The sequence below is a fragment of the Nocardia sp. NPDC006044 genome (genome assembly GCF_042871115.1).
Taxonomy (GTDB): Bacteria; Actinomycetota; Actinomycetes; order Mycobacteriales; family Mycobacteriaceae; genus Nocardia.
Genome location: NZ_JBIAID010000001.1, coordinates 3756575 through 3771145, shown reverse-complemented (window position 1 = coordinate 3771145; position 14571 = coordinate 3756575). Strand labels below are relative to the sequence as shown.

The window sequence follows — 14571 nt, the reverse complement described above, 5'->3', positions numbered from 1 at the left end:
TCTTCTCTCCCATGGGGAGGTGCGTTTCCATGAGCTTCGAGCTCGCTGACGACGACGATCTGGACTATCGCCGGTCGTCGCACACCCTGCCGCGCTCGGAGCGCGAGCGATGGCAGGGTGAGTATGTAAGGCGCTTAGGCGCAACGGATTTCGGCGTGATCGTCGCGGCCATGGTGCTCGCGCAGGTCATCCGATTCGGCGGACCCGCCGCGCCACCGCTGGCCTGGCAGCTGCCCTATGAAGTGGGGTACACGGTCGTCTCCGGCGCGCTCGCGCTGGCCTGGGCCGCGTTCCTGGCGATCGGTCACACCCGGTCGCCGCAGGTCGTGGGCAGCGGCAGCGAGGAGTACCGGCGCCTGGTCTCGGCGACGCTGCGGCTGTTCGGCGTGCTCGCGATCGTCTCGCTGGTCTTCCAGATCGAGTTCGCCCGTGGCTATCTGGCTATCGCGCTACCGCTCGGGCTTTTCGGCCTGATGCTGAGCAGATTGCTATGGCGGATCCACGCGCGGCAGCTCCGGGCGCAGGGGGAGTACCGCACCTCGGTGCTCGTCGTGGGCTGCGCGGAGGCGGCGCAGGCGATGGCGAACGCGTTCGCCGGCGACCCGGCGTCCGGCTACCGGGTGGTCGGTGTGTGTATACCGAACGGGCTCAACGAGATCACCGAGTACGTCCGCGAACCGTCGGGGCACACGTTCTCGGTGGTCGGCAGCGACCGCACCGTGCTCGACGCGGTGCGCCGCAGCGGCGCCGACACGGTCGCGGTCACCGCGACCGACCATCTGGGCCCGCGGGAATTGCGCCGCATGGCCTGGGAGCTCGATCCACTCGGCGTCGAATTGATCGTCGCGCCCGGCGTGGTCGACATCGCGGGCACCCGGTTGACGAATCGTTTCGTCGCCGGAGTTCCGATGCTGCACATCGCCAAACCGCAGTACGACCGCGCCAAGTCGACCGGCAAGGCGGTGTTCGACGTGCTCTTCGCCGCCGCGGTGCTGGTGCTGATCGCGCCGACCATGCTCGGCATCGCACTGGCGGTGAAGCTGACCAGTCCGGGTCCGGTGTTCTATCTGTCGGAGCGAATCGGGCGGGGCGGCAAGCCGTTCCGGATGATCAAGTTCCGCAGCATGTATACCGAGGCCGAGGCGGGCGTGGACGCGCTCATCGAACGCAACGGGGGCAATCCGGTCTTCTTCAAAATGAAGGACGACCCGCGAATCACCCCGATCGGCAAGGTGATCCGCAAGTTCAGCCTGGACGAGCTACCGCAGTTCTTCAACGTGCTGCGCGGGGAGATGAGCGTGGTCGGGCCGCGCCCGCAGGTGCAGCGCGAGGTGGACAGTTACGACGGCGAGATGCGGCGCAGGCTGCTGGTGAAGCCGGGGGTCACCGGGCTGTGGCAGGTGAGCGGACGATCGGATCTTTCGCTGGAAGATTCGGTGCGACTTGATCTTTCCTACGTGGAGAACTGGTCGATGGTGCTGGACCTGCTGCTCATCGCGCGGACCATCGGCGCGGTGACCCGCGGCGCGGGCGCCTACTGAGCCGCCGGGAACTCCTGTGCCAGTTCGTGGAACACCGCGGTGTTCATGGCGAAGGCCTGCTTGCCCTCGTCGAGCACGCGGCGGCGTTCGAGATCGTCGATCGGCAGCCGGTCGAGCAGGGCGCGGTATTCGCGCTTGAACGCGGCCGGGTTGGTGACGGCGTCGAAGACGTAGAAGCGGACGCCGTCGCCGCGGTGGGTCAGGTTCCACAGCTGCGCGGCCGTCTTGCCGATGATCTGTCCGCCGGACAGGTCGCCGAGGTAGCGGGTGTAGTGATGCACGACGTAACCGGCCGGCCAGTCGCGGGCGCACTCGTCGATCCGGGCGGCGTAGGCGGCGGTCGCCGGGAGCGGCTCGAGCTCGGTGCGCCAGCGCGGGCCGACGAGATGGTCGAGGTCGCGCTCGAGCTCGGCGGTGCGGGCCAGTTCGGGACGGATGAACGGTCCGGCGATCGGGTCCGCGGCGAGGGTATCCCAGCGGTGTTCGAGCGCGCGGTAGACGAACAGGAGCTGTCCGGTGTAGCGGCGATACGAGTCGACCCCGAGCGCGCCGCCGAGCATGTCCGTCATGAACCGCGAGGTGTTGGCGGCCACGTGCTGTTCGGTGGTGGCACTGCGGATCTGCGTAGAGAACGGTGCTGCCTCTGACATGTCCGAACCACCTCACCTGAGCATCGGCGGGCCGCCCAGTATGGGTACCCTAACTAACTCACCTGACGATACAGGTTTCCGGTGTGGGACGCACGTACCTCGCTCACTGAATGGGCGGCGGCCTGCGGCGGCTGCGCGGCCGGATGCGCCGGACGGTCGGGCGGCGCAGTGCACCGAAGCGGCGCAGGATGCGCGGTCGTCGAACGGTACGGTCGAACCATTCGCCGAGGGTGACGCCGGCGGCCAGCGCGCAACCGACGCCGAACGCGGCGAGCAACTGGTTCGCGCCGATCACCAACTGGTCGTTGAGCAAGGCGTTGAGGCCGCGGTAGAGCTTGAGGCCGGGCAGCAGCGGGGTGATGCCGGCGACCGCGACGACGAGCGGGGGCGTCAGCGCGCGGCGGGCCATCAGGCCACCGGCCATGCCGATCACGGTCGCCGCGACGCCGGAGGAGAGCACCGGGCCGAAGCCGGCCTGCTGCACCATCAGGTAGCAGATCGTGCCCGCCGCGCCGCTGCCCGCGGCCGCGGCGAGCGCTCGCTTCTCCGCGTAGCAGGCGAGCGCGAACGCGAGCGCGGCGACGGCGCCGGCCACGATCTTGACCGGCAGGTCGGTCATGTCGCGGGTGGTCAGCAGGAATGGCGGCACGACGGCGCCCAGGGTCCAGCCGACGCGCAACGCGATCGCGATGCCGGCGATGATGCCGCCGGTCATCATCATCACCTCGAGCATGCGTGCGGTCGCGGTGATCGGGGCGCCGGTTATGCCGTCCTGGACCGCGCCGACCAGCTGTAATCCACTGAGCAGCACGGTGATTCCGGCCGCGATGATCAGCGACGGGTCCACATCGATGCCGAGCGGGCCGGCCAGGGTGGCCAGCACGACGGCCGGTGTCGCGGCGATCGCGCCGCCGACCATGTGCTGGAAGAAGAACGGCAGGCCGTAGCGATTGAGCACCCGGTTGGACCGGTCGATCGCGAGCGTGGTGGCGAAACTGACCGCGGCGACGACGACGCCGCCGCCGAGCAGCGCGGCGATGGCGGCGGCCAGCAGCGACCAGCCGAAGGTGGCGGTCCAGCGGTGGTAGGGATGCGGAGCCGTGGTGATCGCGTCGAGCGCGGCGTGCGCGTCCTCGGGCGCGACCACCTCGTTGCGGATGCGGCGGGTCAGGCGGTCGACCGCGGCGAGGCGGGTGAAATCCAAGGATCGGTAGTTGACGATGCGCATGGTGCTGGCCGGCGGCAGTCGCGGGCCGCGGTCGGCGAAGATCCGGATGGCGTCGTAGGTGACGTCGACATCGCAGCGGGCCAGGCCGTAGGTGGCGGCGATGAAACGGACCTGTGCGGTCGTGTCGTTCACGCCGGTGCCCGAGGCGAGCACCACCTCGCCGACCCGGACGGCGAGATCCAGCACCTCGGTGACGGCGGCGTCGTCGGTGAGGTCGATCGGCTGCAGCGGCGAGGGTGCCGCGACGATCGTGTCCGCGGTCGCCGGGCGATCGGCCACCAGTTTGCCGACCGCCTGGCTCACCACCGGCATCCGCCGGCCGCGCCGGAACAGGCGCCGCCGGCCCAGATGATCGACCCGCGTCTGCGTGCTGTCGCCTCCCGGAAGCGTGTCTGAATCCATGCACGCGAACGTAGTCACCTTCCGGCGACCTTCGCATCCGGGCTGGCCCAACGGCCCGCCGGCCGCGTGTCGAGCGGGCAGTCGGGCCGGTGGGCGGCGGCCGTCCGGGCCGGAACCTAGTGCGCGTAACCGGCTTCGCGGTCGAGCAGTCGGCTCAGCGCGAGGAGCAGTTCGTGCTCCGGATTAGCGGGCAGATCGGGGGCGCGCCAGGCGACGAATCCGTCCGGGCGGATGAGGGCGGCGCCGGTGGCGGTGAGGCCGTATGCCGCGCCGAACTTGTCGTCTATGTCGTCGAAATCGGTACCGACGCAGTAGGTGCTCAGGTCGAGACCCATTGTGGCGACAGCCTTTTCCGCCGCGGTGCGCCACTGCGTGCCGGCCGCGCCGGTCAGCAGCGTGAAGCCGCCGTCGAACAGGTCGAGGGTGGACAGGGCCGTGGTGTCCTGACGCAGCCAGACGTGGGGTGCGCGCAGGCCCGGGCGGCCGCTGGGGTGGTGCGGGTCTTCGACGGGCTCGTCCGGGGTGCCGGTTTCGGTGTGGACGGCGGCCGAACGGTAGCGGTAGCCGAGGATCATGGTGAGGTCGTCGATGGTGGCGGCGTCGTCACCGGTGCCGCTGTGCCTGCCGTGCAGGCGCTGCATCGCCTGGTCGAGGGTGATCAGTGCGACCGGGCGGCGTTCGTCGGCATAGCTGTTCAGAAGCGACTGGCCCGCTTGGCCTTTGAGCACCGCGGCGAGCTTCCAGGCGAGGTTGCCGGCGTCGGCGATGCCGGTGTTCGCGCCGAAGGAGCCGGTGGGCGGGAAGACGTGGGCGGCGTCGCCGGCGAAGAAGATCCGCCCGGCTCGGTACTCGTCCGCGACCCAGGCGCCGATGCGGGTGGTGGCGACCAACTGGTCCGATCCGGTCATCAGCGGGACGAGGGTGATGTCCAGGCCGGGGTCGCCGATCGCGCGGCGGGTCAGTTCGACGCAGCGCGCCTCGGTGAAATCCGCGGCGCTGCGGCCGGTCTCGGGGCCGAACGGGATGCCGAGGGCCCAGCGGCCGAGCTTCCGGCCGGGGACGAGCGCGGTGCCGGTCGTCGGCTGATCGAAGTAGCCGAGCAGGAATCGGCGGTCGCGCAGGGCAGCGCTGAGGTCGGCGTCGAAGACGAAGCTTGCGGCGTTGATCAGTTCGCCCGGTCCCGCGGCGCCGATGCCGAGTTTCGTGCGGATGCCCGCGCGATTGCCGTCGGCGGCGACCAGGTAGTCCGCGCGAATGTGGTGTTCGGTTCCGCCGGTGAGGTCGCGGATCAGGGCGGTGACACCGTCCGCGGCGTGCTCGAAGGAGATCAGCTCGGTGCCGAAGCGGATGTCCGCGCCGCAGTTCTCGGCGTCGGCGCGCACGACGCGTTCGAGTTCGTCCTGGTCGATCATCGTCCAGTCGGTGGGGCTGAGGGTGGCCGGCGGCCGGACCCGGCTGAGGATGTCGACCCGGAATCGCTCCGGCCCGGCCAGGGTGTCCGCGCCGATCATCTCCGGGAAGCCGGCCAGGATCGAGGTCCGGTCGCGGATCGCCGGTTCCAGGCCCAGCGCCCGGAAGATCTCCATCGAGCGCGGATTGAACGCCCGGGCCTGTGGTTGCAGCGCGGTCGACGCGTGCCGCTCGACCAGGGTCGGGCGGATCCCGGCCCTGGCCAGGAACAGCGCGGCGGACAGGCCGGTGATGCCGCCGCCCGCGATGAGGACCTCGGTCTGCTGGATGTCTGACTGTGCGTTCACGGCGAACTTCTCCTGGCTGCGGGGACGGTGCACCCATCGTTCAATCGATTGAACTACTTTGTCAATCAATTGATTGATTCTTTTGTACTGCTGCCTGAAATTGCTATGTGTATGTAGGATGGGCGGCGTGACGTCGTCGAAGCCCCGCAGGTCACCCAAGCCGCAGGAGCGTCAGCGCGACCCCGAGCGCACCCGTCAGCTGATCCTGGACGCGGCCGAAGCCGAGTTCGCCGCGCACGGATTCCAGGGCGCGCGGACCGCCGCGATCGCCGCCCGCGCGGGCGTCAACCAGCAGCTGATCTCCTACTACTTCGACGGCAAAGAGGGCCTGTATCAGGCCATGTCGCAGCGTTGGCAAGCCCGCCGCCGCGACCTGGTTCCCCCGGAAACCCCACTGCCGGAACAGTTCCGCCGCTATGCCCTCGAAGCGCGCGACAACCCAAACGGCGTCCGGCTGCTGGCCTGGGGCGGACTCGAATACTCCGGCCCAGGCAGCGACCCGGACCACGCGCCCCGCGCGAAGATGCTCGAGCACAGCGTCGAGGAACTACGCGTCCTGCAAGCCGCGGGCCGCCTCCCCGCCGAACTGGACCCGGCCGCGCTGCTCGTCATGCTGATGGCCGCCGCCATGGCGCCCACCACGCTGCCGCACGTGCTCGAGGGCGTCTGCGGAACCGACCCGCGCGCACCGGAATTCATCGATCACTTCGCCGGCCAGGTCGCGCTGCTCGTGGAATTGCTCGGTCGCGCGGGCGATTAGCGCTCGAACCCCTTTGACGCCGGGGCGTGCCTGACGCTAGACAGAGACCGTGGGAGCGGTGTCTTGGATGGCTTTTCGCGGCAAGGACTTCGATGAGGTTTGCGCGGAGTTGGGGTTGCGGCGGACGGGGGAGCGGGTCGAGTATCCGCGGCCGCATGCGGTCGCGACCGAACTCGCGAGTGGCTGGCTGATTGTCGTGCTGACCGACGATTCGTCGGAGTTCGCCGAGGAAGAGGCGAAAGCGCTTGCTTTGGAACGGCTTTCGGCGGGCTGCGAGGTTGTGTCCTGCACGCTGGACAACTACTCGATGTATGCCGACGTCGCCGGGTGGCGAGACGGGGCGCGGGTGTGGTCGGTGGTGCGGGACAGCCCGGTGAACGGCGAATACGACGATCTCCGGGTAGAAGGGCAACTTCCCCCGCACCTCTGGGATGACCTCGACGAACTGCTGGCCGAACAGCGCGGGGCCGACGATCGTGACGAGGTCGACTATCTCTTCGACGCGCCCGAACAGTTGGGCTGGTCGCTGACCGGATTCCGGCACAGCCCGCGTTTCGGTGAACCGCGGCCCGAGTTCTTCGAGGTGCTCGATCGTCCCGCGATCGGCGATCTCCTGGCGCTCACCTCCGATGCGATCGGGTATGCGCTTGCGGCGCAAGGCTTCCGGGCGGTGGATGAACTCGATATCCCCTGGGCCGAGGAGTATGTGCCGACCGGTCGCGCGTCCGGGTTGGTCGTGCCCACGGTGCGGGTGTTCCTCGAGCGGAGCCAGGGCGGCGAGGTCGCGGTTTCGGCGGCCGCGACGGTGATCTCGCCCGCGGCCCGCGAGGTGCTGCTGACCCTGCCGCCGCATGCGTGGCTGGAGTACGACACCGAGGAGTTCGTGCGACGGAGCACCATCGACTCGATCGGCTTCGGCAGGTTCGAGGACTCGTGGCATTTCCCCGGCGCGCTGTCGGAGCAGGAATTCGTGACCGACGGCGGGCACGGCGTCGAATGGGTACTGGGTTACGTTGCGGGGCCGGTCGTGCGGTGGCATGCCGAACGGGACACCGTGGCAAAACTGGCGCACCTGGCGCGGGTGCAGAACGAAGGCGGTTACGTCGATGCGGAACGGTTGCGCGGAACGGTAGTGCTCTGCCTGCTCGACGGCGCGGCGCGCACCGCCGCCGATCTGATGGCGTGGTACCTGTCCCTCGAGCGGTATTACGCGCGTGAATCACGTGAGCGTGCAGCGGCTTTCGATCAAGCGCTGCGCGACCGGTTCCCCGGTTACGCGCGGCTGCGCGGCGTCAGCGGGTGAGCTGGAGGATGTCGATGCCGCGGGTGTTGTCGGCCACGTAGACGAAGCCGCGGTGCCAGTACGGCGCCCAGGCGGCGGCGTCGGCCGGACGGTAGTAGGCGATCTGCTTCGGGTTGGTGGGATCGGAGACGTCCAGGAAACGGGTGCCCTGGGCGTAAAAGGACTGGACCAGGATCTTGTCCTGGACGTCGAAGTAGTGGGCGGAGCAGTCGGCCGAGGCGGGGTCGCTGCCCTCCTGGCCGGCCACGCCCCAGGTGCCGACGGTGTTGAGCCGGTACGGTTTCTGCGGGGTGGAGCGCCAGCCCTCGCCGCCGTAGGAGCCGGCGAGGGAGGCGATGACGAGCACGCCGTCGCCCGCGCAGCCGTCGACGAAGCTCTCCTCGGTGGCGTAGATGAGGTTGCCGTCGGCGAACGGTCCCGCGCCGCCGCCGTCCTTCGCGCGGTTGCCGATCGGGCGGAAGCTGTTGTGCATGAACTTCGATGGCGCGGCCGTCTCCTTGATGCCGCCGCCCGCGTACGGTACCGGGTCGTTGGCCGAGGCCATCCGGAGTTTGCCGGTCACCGGATCCTGGTGCATGCCGGTCGTCCAATAGCCGCGCACGCCACCGCGTCCCGAGGCCCAGGCGATACCCGTCTCGTCCACCTGCACGTCGTGCACGTAGTCGGTCTGACCGTCGTTGCGCGCCAACTCGATCGGGTTCGGGTTGACCTTCGGCTTGCGCGGGTCGCGGACGTCGGTGACCCAGATCGGGCGTCCGCCCCACGCGGCGGGCATGCTGTCCGCCTTGGCGGGGCCGCCGGTCCACAGGTACTGGCAGTCGTTGATGCACGTAGTGGTGTGTCCGGCAGGCACTTTGACGTAGCTGAGCACGGTCGGCTGCTCCGGCTTGGTCAGATCGACCACATAGACGCCGGACTCGCCGGTGCGGACATTGCCGTTGAAGGCGCGCGGGTCGCGGGACAGGAAGACGCGCTTGCGGACCGGGTCGACCTCGGTGTCCTCGGTCTCCCACATGCCGGGCATATTGAGCTGGCCGATCAGCTTCGGCGCGGCCGGATTGGCGGTGAGATCATAAGTCTTCAAGCCGAATTCGCCGGACACGACCATGACGTCGCGGGCGCCGTACTGGAGGAATTGCAACGAGATCGCGCCCTGCGCGCCCGGCACGTTGCCGACGGCTTTGACGTTCTTCTCCGCGCCGGGCGAGCCGGTGAGCCGGGCCGCGACGCCGTGCGGGCCATCGTCTTCGCCGCACGCGGTGGCGGGCAGCGCGGTGGCGGCCAGCGTCGCGCTGACGGTGATCAGGAGCAGGGACGACCGGAGCAACCAGCGGTGCACAACTACCTCCAGCGAGACGCGTCGCTTTGTGACCAGGGATTCCTGGTCGCCGAGATGTCCTCACTGTAGGTCCGGTGTCGTCGGCGTCGGTCCCCAAATCGGGATCGGGGAACTGGGGAACGGCTTTCGCGTGGTCGGCGCCGGGATGGCGGCTATTGCTGTGGGTTTCCCGGCGGAGGAAGTGAATGATGCTGGCATGTCGGATGATCCGCGACCAGGTGTCGCTGACGGGTGCACGCGGTGGGGGAGACTGGTCGTCGTGTTCGCCGTGCTTCTGCTCGGTGTCGTCGGCTGCGCCGAATCGGCGGACGCGGCCGAACCCGGCGTGCTCACGGTCGGGCTCCGCGATCCGGCCGGCCTGCTTCCGGCCGATCTGCGTGATCAAGCCGGTCGCATGCTCGTCGGCGCGCTGTGGACGCCGTTGGTCGACTACGACGCGGCCACCGGCAAGGTCACCCCGCGGGCGGCGGAATCGGTCTCCAGCGCCGACCAGGTGAGCTGGGAGGTCAAGCTGCGCGAGACCCGGTTCCATGACGGGACACCGGTCACCGCGAAGTCCTACCTCGACACGTGGCGGGTGGTCGCGGACGCGCACTGGACCGGATCCGGAGTGCTCACCGAGGTGCTGCGCGCCGCGGAGATCAGCGCGCCGGATGAGCGCACGCTGCGGATCGTCCTCGATCGTCCCTTCGGTCAAGTGCCCGCGGTGCTCGCCGCGCCGGCGTTATTGCCGCTTCCCGCATCGGTTCTCGCGTCCCGGGACTGGACGGCCTTCGCCGCCGACCCGATCGGCAACGGCCCGTTCCGGATGGCCGGGTCCTGGCATCCGGGATCGGGCGGGCGGCTCGTGCGGGTGGACGAGGCGGCGGGTAAGGCGCGGGAAATCCGGTTCGAGGCAGGCGATCCCGCGACGCAGTACGACCGGGTGAAGTCGGGTTCGCTCGATCTGGCCACCGAGGTGCCCGGCGGTCGGCACGACGCCATGCACCATGATTTCGCCGAGCGGCACGCGATGTGGCCGCTGCCGGAGGTCGGCTACCTGGCATTCCCGCTGTCCGACAAGCGGTTCGAGGACGCGACGGTTCGTCATGCGTTCGCCATGGCGGTGGATCGCGCGGCCTTGGCGGGCGGACCGCTCGCGGATCAGGTCGACCCGGCCCGCGCGATCCTGCCGCCCGGTGTCGCACCGGGAGAGCGTTCCGGGCCCTGCCGTCCGTGCGCGCACGATGCCGCCGCGGCCGCGTCGCTGCTCGGTCAGGTCTCGTTCGCCGGCCCGGTCACGGTGTACTTCGGTGCCGGACAGGCGGAATGGGGTCGACCGCTCGTCGATCAGATCCGCAGCGGGCTCCGGGTGGAGGTAACCGCGAAACAGCGCGGCGACGAGGCGAACGAACCCGGCGACGGTCCGTTCCTGCTGACCCGTTCGCTGAACACACCGAGCCCCCATGAATTGCTCGCCGCGCTCGCGAAGTCCGCCGGGTACACCGACGACGGATTCGCTCAGTTGCTGGCGGCCGCCGACTCGGCGGGCATCTCGGCGGAAAGCGCTCAGCTGTACCGGATTGCGGAGAACCAGTTGCTCCGCGACCTTCCGGTGGCGCCGCTGTGGTCGGGTCATGGTCATGCGGTGTGGGCATCACGCCTGCATGACGTGACGGCCGTGCCGTTGCGGGGGATCGACTTCAGTTCGATCTCGGTGTGATTCCACTCGTCCCGGCTGTGACGTAGGACACATTTGATCTTGGATGGAACCGCACGCGCGCTGGCGCGTCTAATCCCCGTGAAAGGCAACAGCATTCGAGAAGGGGAATCAGATGAAACTTCGCGCGGCTATCGTGCTCGGTTTCGCGGCGATCATGGGCTCGGGCCTGATCGCGGCAGGCGCGGCGACGGCGGGCCCGCCGCCGCCGTCCGACGTGCAGACGTCGGAGAACGGATGCCCGATCGTGCCACGGGGGTCGGACGGCAAGCCGCTGCCGCCGCCGAACGGGCCGGACGGCCGTCCGCTGCCGCCGCCGTCGGACAACAACGGCAACCCGTGCCCGAAGCCTTCCTGAGGTAGGGCCGCAGTGGCGGTCCCGGATGGAGGTCCGGGACCGCCCGGGGGATTTCGTCTCCGTCGAAACGCCGGATCATGGGCTGTTTCTGCGCGATAGTCGTACCGGACAGTTCGGTACGAGCGAGGAGACACCACGATGGCCGCACCCGCCGGCGCGCGGTTCGCGCGGATCGTCGCCGCCAGTGTGGCCGGCACGACGATCGAGTTCTACGACTTCTTCCTGTACGGCTTGGCCGCCGCGCTGGTCTTCGACAAGGTCTTCTTTCCGTCCGGCGACCCGCTGACCGGTGTGCTGCTGGCGATGGTCACCTACGCCGTCGGTTTCCTCGCCCGTCCGCTCGGCGGAGTTCTGTTCGGCCACTTGGGCGATCGGCTCGGCCGCCGCCGCACGCTCTCGATCACTCTGATGCTCATGGGCGGCGCGACCGTCGCGATCGGCCTGATCCCCGCGTACTCCACCATCGGGGTCGCGGCGCCGATCCTGCTGGTGCTGCTGCGCCTGGTGCAGGGACTGGCGCTCGGCGGCGAGTGGGGCGGCGCGGTGCTGTTGGTCGCCGAGCACGGCTCGGCCGCGCACCGCGGATTCTGGAGTAGCTGGCCGCAAACCGGTGGGCCGCTGGGAAATCTACTCGCCACGGGGGTGCTCGCGGTCCTCGGTCTCGGTGTGTCCAACGCCGAATTCCAGGACTGGGGTTGGCGAATCCCGTTCCTGCTGTCGATAGTGCTTGTCGCGGTGGGAATCTGGTTACGGCACGCGGTCGAGGAGTCGCCGATCTTTCTGGAGGCTCAGCGGCGCAACACGACTCACGCGGGACAGGCCCCCGTCCGAATCGTGGTGAGCCGCTATCGCAAGCAGGTGCTGATGGCCGCGCTCGCCGACGTAGGGGAGAAGGCGACCTACTACACGTTCAGCATCTTCTTGCTCGCCTACCTCACTCAGGTCGTGCACGTCCCGAAATCCACCGCGCTGACCGCGATCACGATCGCCTCGGTCTTTCAGGCGATCGCGATAGTGCTCGGCGGCGCGCTCGGCGATCGGTTCGGCCGCCGGATGTGCAGCGTGCTCCTCGCCGTCCTGATCGCGGCATGGGCGCTGACCGCACTGCCCACGGTCGATACCGGGGGCGCGATCCGGATCACCCTGGTCATCGCCGTCGGCCTGACCCTGCACGGCCTGCTGACCGGTGCCCAAGCGCCCTTCTTCGCCGAGCTGTTCCCCAGCGAAGTGCGGTACACCGGAGCGTCATTGGGCTATCAGCTCGCCACCATCATCGGCGGGTCGCTGACCCCGATCATCGGCGTCGCCCTCCTGCACCGCTATCCCTCCACTGTGCCGATCACCCTGCTGCTGTGCCTCATGCTCGCCTGCACCGCCACGGCCTTCCTCTGGGCCGGCGAGACCCGCGGCCGCGACCTGCGTGATGTCGCTCAGAACGTGACGGATAACTCGCCGAGCAAAAGGACAACGTCCTGAGCCCGGCGGGGCTCAGGACGTTGTCGCCTGGTCAGTTCGAAGCGGTTACGTCCGCTCGTACACGCTCGCGTCATCGAGCATCGCGGCGCGCAACATGGATTCCGGGACGCCCATGCCCTCGACCAGGGTGAGGGCTTCCGGGCGCAGGCGGTCGACCAGTTCGTTGACACCGCGGCGGACCGCCTTGGCCCGCTCGACGGACATGAAGCGGTGCATGATGTACCAGTCCCGGTTTTCCTCCAGCGTCGCGTAAACATAGAGGTCGCAGACGGTTTCGGCGAGATCGCGGGCTTCCTGGTCCTGGATGCCCTCGATGCCCTCGATGAACGCCTCCAGCACCAGCCGGTCGATATGGGCCGTCCCGGCGGCGAGGATGTGATCCTGCGCGTTGTTGAACGCCTCGAACGGGGTGGTGTCCTTCGCGCGAGCGCGCAGGCGATGCCCGGCGGTGCGCACCAGGTACTCCTCGCGGTCGGCGAACAGTTGCAGCTGAACCGCGCGGCGGGCGAGGTCGCCCTCGTCGACCGAGTCGTTGGAGCCGTCGCGCAGGCGCTGGATCAGCTGACGCACCCCGGTCACCTTGCGGACCTCGTCGCCGGCCATGGTGGCGGCGAACTTCACCCAGCCCAGCGCGTCCAGGTCGCGGACCTCGTCGGAGTACGCGGTGAGCAACTCCTTGGCGACCAGCTGGGTGAGCACCACGTTGTCGCCCTCGAAGGTGGTGAACACATCGGTGTCCGCCTTCAGCGTGACCAGGCGGTTCTCGGTCAGATAGCCTGCGCCGCCGCAGGCCTCGCGGCATTCCTGGATGGCGCGGGTGGCGTGCCGGGTCTGCGCCACCTTGAGGCCGGCGGCCCGCTTCTCCAGTGCCCGTTGCGAACTCGGGTTCAGATCCTGGCCGGTCTGGACCAGGTGCATCCGGCGCACGAGGTCGTTCTGCGCGAACGCCAGCGCGTAGGTCTTGGCGACGAGCGGGAGCAGGCGCCGCTGGTGGCTGCGGTAGTCCAGCAGGACCGTCTCCTGCCCGCTGTCCGGATCGGAGAACTGCCTGCGCTTGAGCGCGTAACGCAGAGCGATGCTCAGCGCGACCCTGGTGCCGGCCGCCGCCGCGCCGCCGACGCTGACTCGCCCGCGCACCAGGGTGCCGAGGGTGGTGAAGAAGCGACGGCTCGGGTTCTCGATCTCGGAGGTGTAGGTGCCGTCCGGCTCGACGTCGGCGTACCGGTTGAGCAGGTTCTCCCGCGGGATGCGGACCTGGTCGAACACGATCCGGCCGTTGTCGACGCCGGGCAAGCCGCCCTTGAGCCCGTCGTCGAAGGTGGTCACGCCGGGCAGGTCGGCGCCGCTCTCATCGCGGATCGGCACCAGCAGGCAGTGCACGCCGCGGCTCTCGCCCTGGGTGATCAGCTGCGCGAAAACCGCTGCCATGCGGGCGTGTTCGGCGGCGCCGCCGATGTAGTCCTTGCGTGCCGACGGCGTCGGCGAGTGGATCACGAACTCCTGCGTGTCCGGGTCATAGGTCGCGGTCGTCTCCAGGTGCGCGACATCGCTGCCGTGCCCGGACTCGGTCATCGCGAAACAGCCGAGCAGGTCGAGCGAGATGAGCCGCTTGATGTACTCGCGGTGCCGCTCGGTGCCGAGGTTCTCCACCGCGCCGCCGAACAGGCCCCACTGCACGCCGGCCTTCACCCACAGCGACAGGTCCGTGTACGCGAGCATCTCCAGGCCGGTCACCGCGGCGCCCGGCTCGCTGGTGCCGCCGTTCTCCCGGCGGAAACCGCGCTCGGCGTAGCCCATGGTGGCGATGACGCGCATCTGGTCGAGCACCCGCGCGCGGGCCGCCTTGTAGTCGAGGTAGGGGTCCCCGGCGAACTTGTCATCGGCGAGTTGGATCCGGGCCTGCTCCCGGATCTCGCCCCACGGTCCGTCCAGTGCCGCGCGTAGGTGATCCGCGGTCGTTGCGATGCCGGTTGTCATAACTCGACATTAGCCCGCGTCGTCCCGGCCAAACCGTGACTGTTGACACGACATTCCGGGCGCGGCTCTTGTGGTGGGTTG

The 14571-nt window shown here is 69.1% G+C and carries 11 protein-coding genes; 6 read left to right on the top strand and 5 right to left on the bottom strand.

All coding sequences use genetic code 11. The features are described from left to right. Window positions 1-29: 29 nt before the first annotated feature. Window positions 30-1541 (top strand): sugar transferase, encoded by a 1512-nt coding sequence (locus tag ACFYO1_RS17260; RefSeq protein ID WP_387231527.1) that lies wholly within the window; start codon window positions 30-32, stop codon window positions 1539-1541. Here the strand turns inward: ACFYO1_RS17260 and ACFYO1_RS17255 are convergent. From ACFYO1_RS17255 to ACFYO1_RS17245, 3 genes are all read right to left on the bottom strand, one after another. Further along, window positions 1535-2191, bottom strand: a complete 657-nt coding sequence (locus ACFYO1_RS17255; protein WP_387231526.1) for a heme oxygenase (biliverdin-producing) — start codon at window positions 2189-2191, stop codon at window positions 1535-1537. The genes ACFYO1_RS17260 and ACFYO1_RS17255 overlap by 7 nt on opposite strands. 103 nt (window positions 2192-2294) lie before the next feature. Next, window positions 2295-3731: a threonine/serine exporter ThrE family protein gene (locus ACFYO1_RS17250; protein WP_387231913.1), complete on the bottom strand. Its 1437-nt coding sequence runs from the start codon at window positions 3729-3731 to the stop codon at window positions 2295-2297. A gap of 206 nt (window positions 3732-3937) precedes the next feature. Next, window positions 3938-5578 carry an FAD-dependent oxidoreductase gene (locus tag ACFYO1_RS17245; protein ID WP_387231524.1) on the bottom strand — a complete coding sequence of 547 codons (1641 nt, stop codon included), beginning with the start codon at window positions 5576-5578 and terminating at the stop codon, window positions 3938-3940. 127 nt (window positions 5579-5705) lie between these two features. On the opposite strand from ACFYO1_RS17245, the gene ACFYO1_RS17240 reads away from it, so the two are divergent. Further along, window positions 5706-6338 carry a TetR/AcrR family transcriptional regulator gene (locus ACFYO1_RS17240; protein ID WP_387231522.1) on the top strand — a complete coding sequence of 211 codons (633 nt, stop codon included), beginning with the start codon at window positions 5706-5708 and terminating at the stop codon, window positions 6336-6338. A 49-nt stretch (window positions 6339-6387) separates the two neighbouring features. Next, window positions 6388-7641 carry a hypothetical protein gene (locus ACFYO1_RS17235; RefSeq protein WP_387231520.1) on the top strand — a complete coding sequence of 418 codons (1254 nt, stop codon included), beginning with the start codon at window positions 6388-6390 and terminating at the stop codon, window positions 7639-7641. Here the strand turns inward: ACFYO1_RS17235 and ACFYO1_RS17230 are convergent. Further along, window positions 7631-8980, bottom strand: coding sequence for an LVIVD repeat-containing protein (locus ACFYO1_RS17230; RefSeq protein WP_387231518.1), 1350 nt, complete (start codon window positions 8978-8980; stop codon window positions 7631-7633). The two genes, ACFYO1_RS17235 and ACFYO1_RS17230, sit on opposite strands and share 11 nt — an antisense overlap. Window positions 8981-9239: 259 nt before the next feature. Between ACFYO1_RS17230 and ACFYO1_RS17225 the strand changes: the two genes are divergently transcribed. The 3 genes from ACFYO1_RS17225 (at window position 9240) to ACFYO1_RS17215 (ending at window position 12513) form a co-directional block, all read left to right on the top strand. Beyond that, a complete protein-coding gene (locus ACFYO1_RS17225; RefSeq protein ID WP_387231516.1) occupies window positions 9240-10682 on the top strand; it encodes an ABC transporter substrate-binding protein in 1443 nt (480 codons plus the stop codon). A gap of 112 nt (window positions 10683-10794) precedes the next feature. After that, a complete protein-coding gene (locus tag ACFYO1_RS17220) occupies window positions 10795-11037 on the top strand; it encodes a hypothetical protein (protein ID WP_387231514.1) in 243 nt (80 codons plus the stop codon). Window positions 11038-11175: 138 nt separating this feature from the next. Next, window positions 11176-12513, top strand: coding sequence for an MFS transporter (locus ACFYO1_RS17215; protein WP_387231512.1), 1338 nt, complete (start codon window positions 11176-11178; stop codon window positions 12511-12513). 45 nt (window positions 12514-12558) lie between these two features. Here the strand turns inward: ACFYO1_RS17215 and ACFYO1_RS17210 are convergent, their stop codons facing one another. After that, window positions 12559-14490 (bottom strand): acyl-CoA dehydrogenase, encoded by a 1932-nt coding sequence (locus tag ACFYO1_RS17210; protein WP_387231511.1) that lies wholly within the window; start codon window positions 14488-14490, stop codon window positions 12559-12561. Between the last annotated feature and the right edge of the window lie 81 nt (window positions 14491-14571).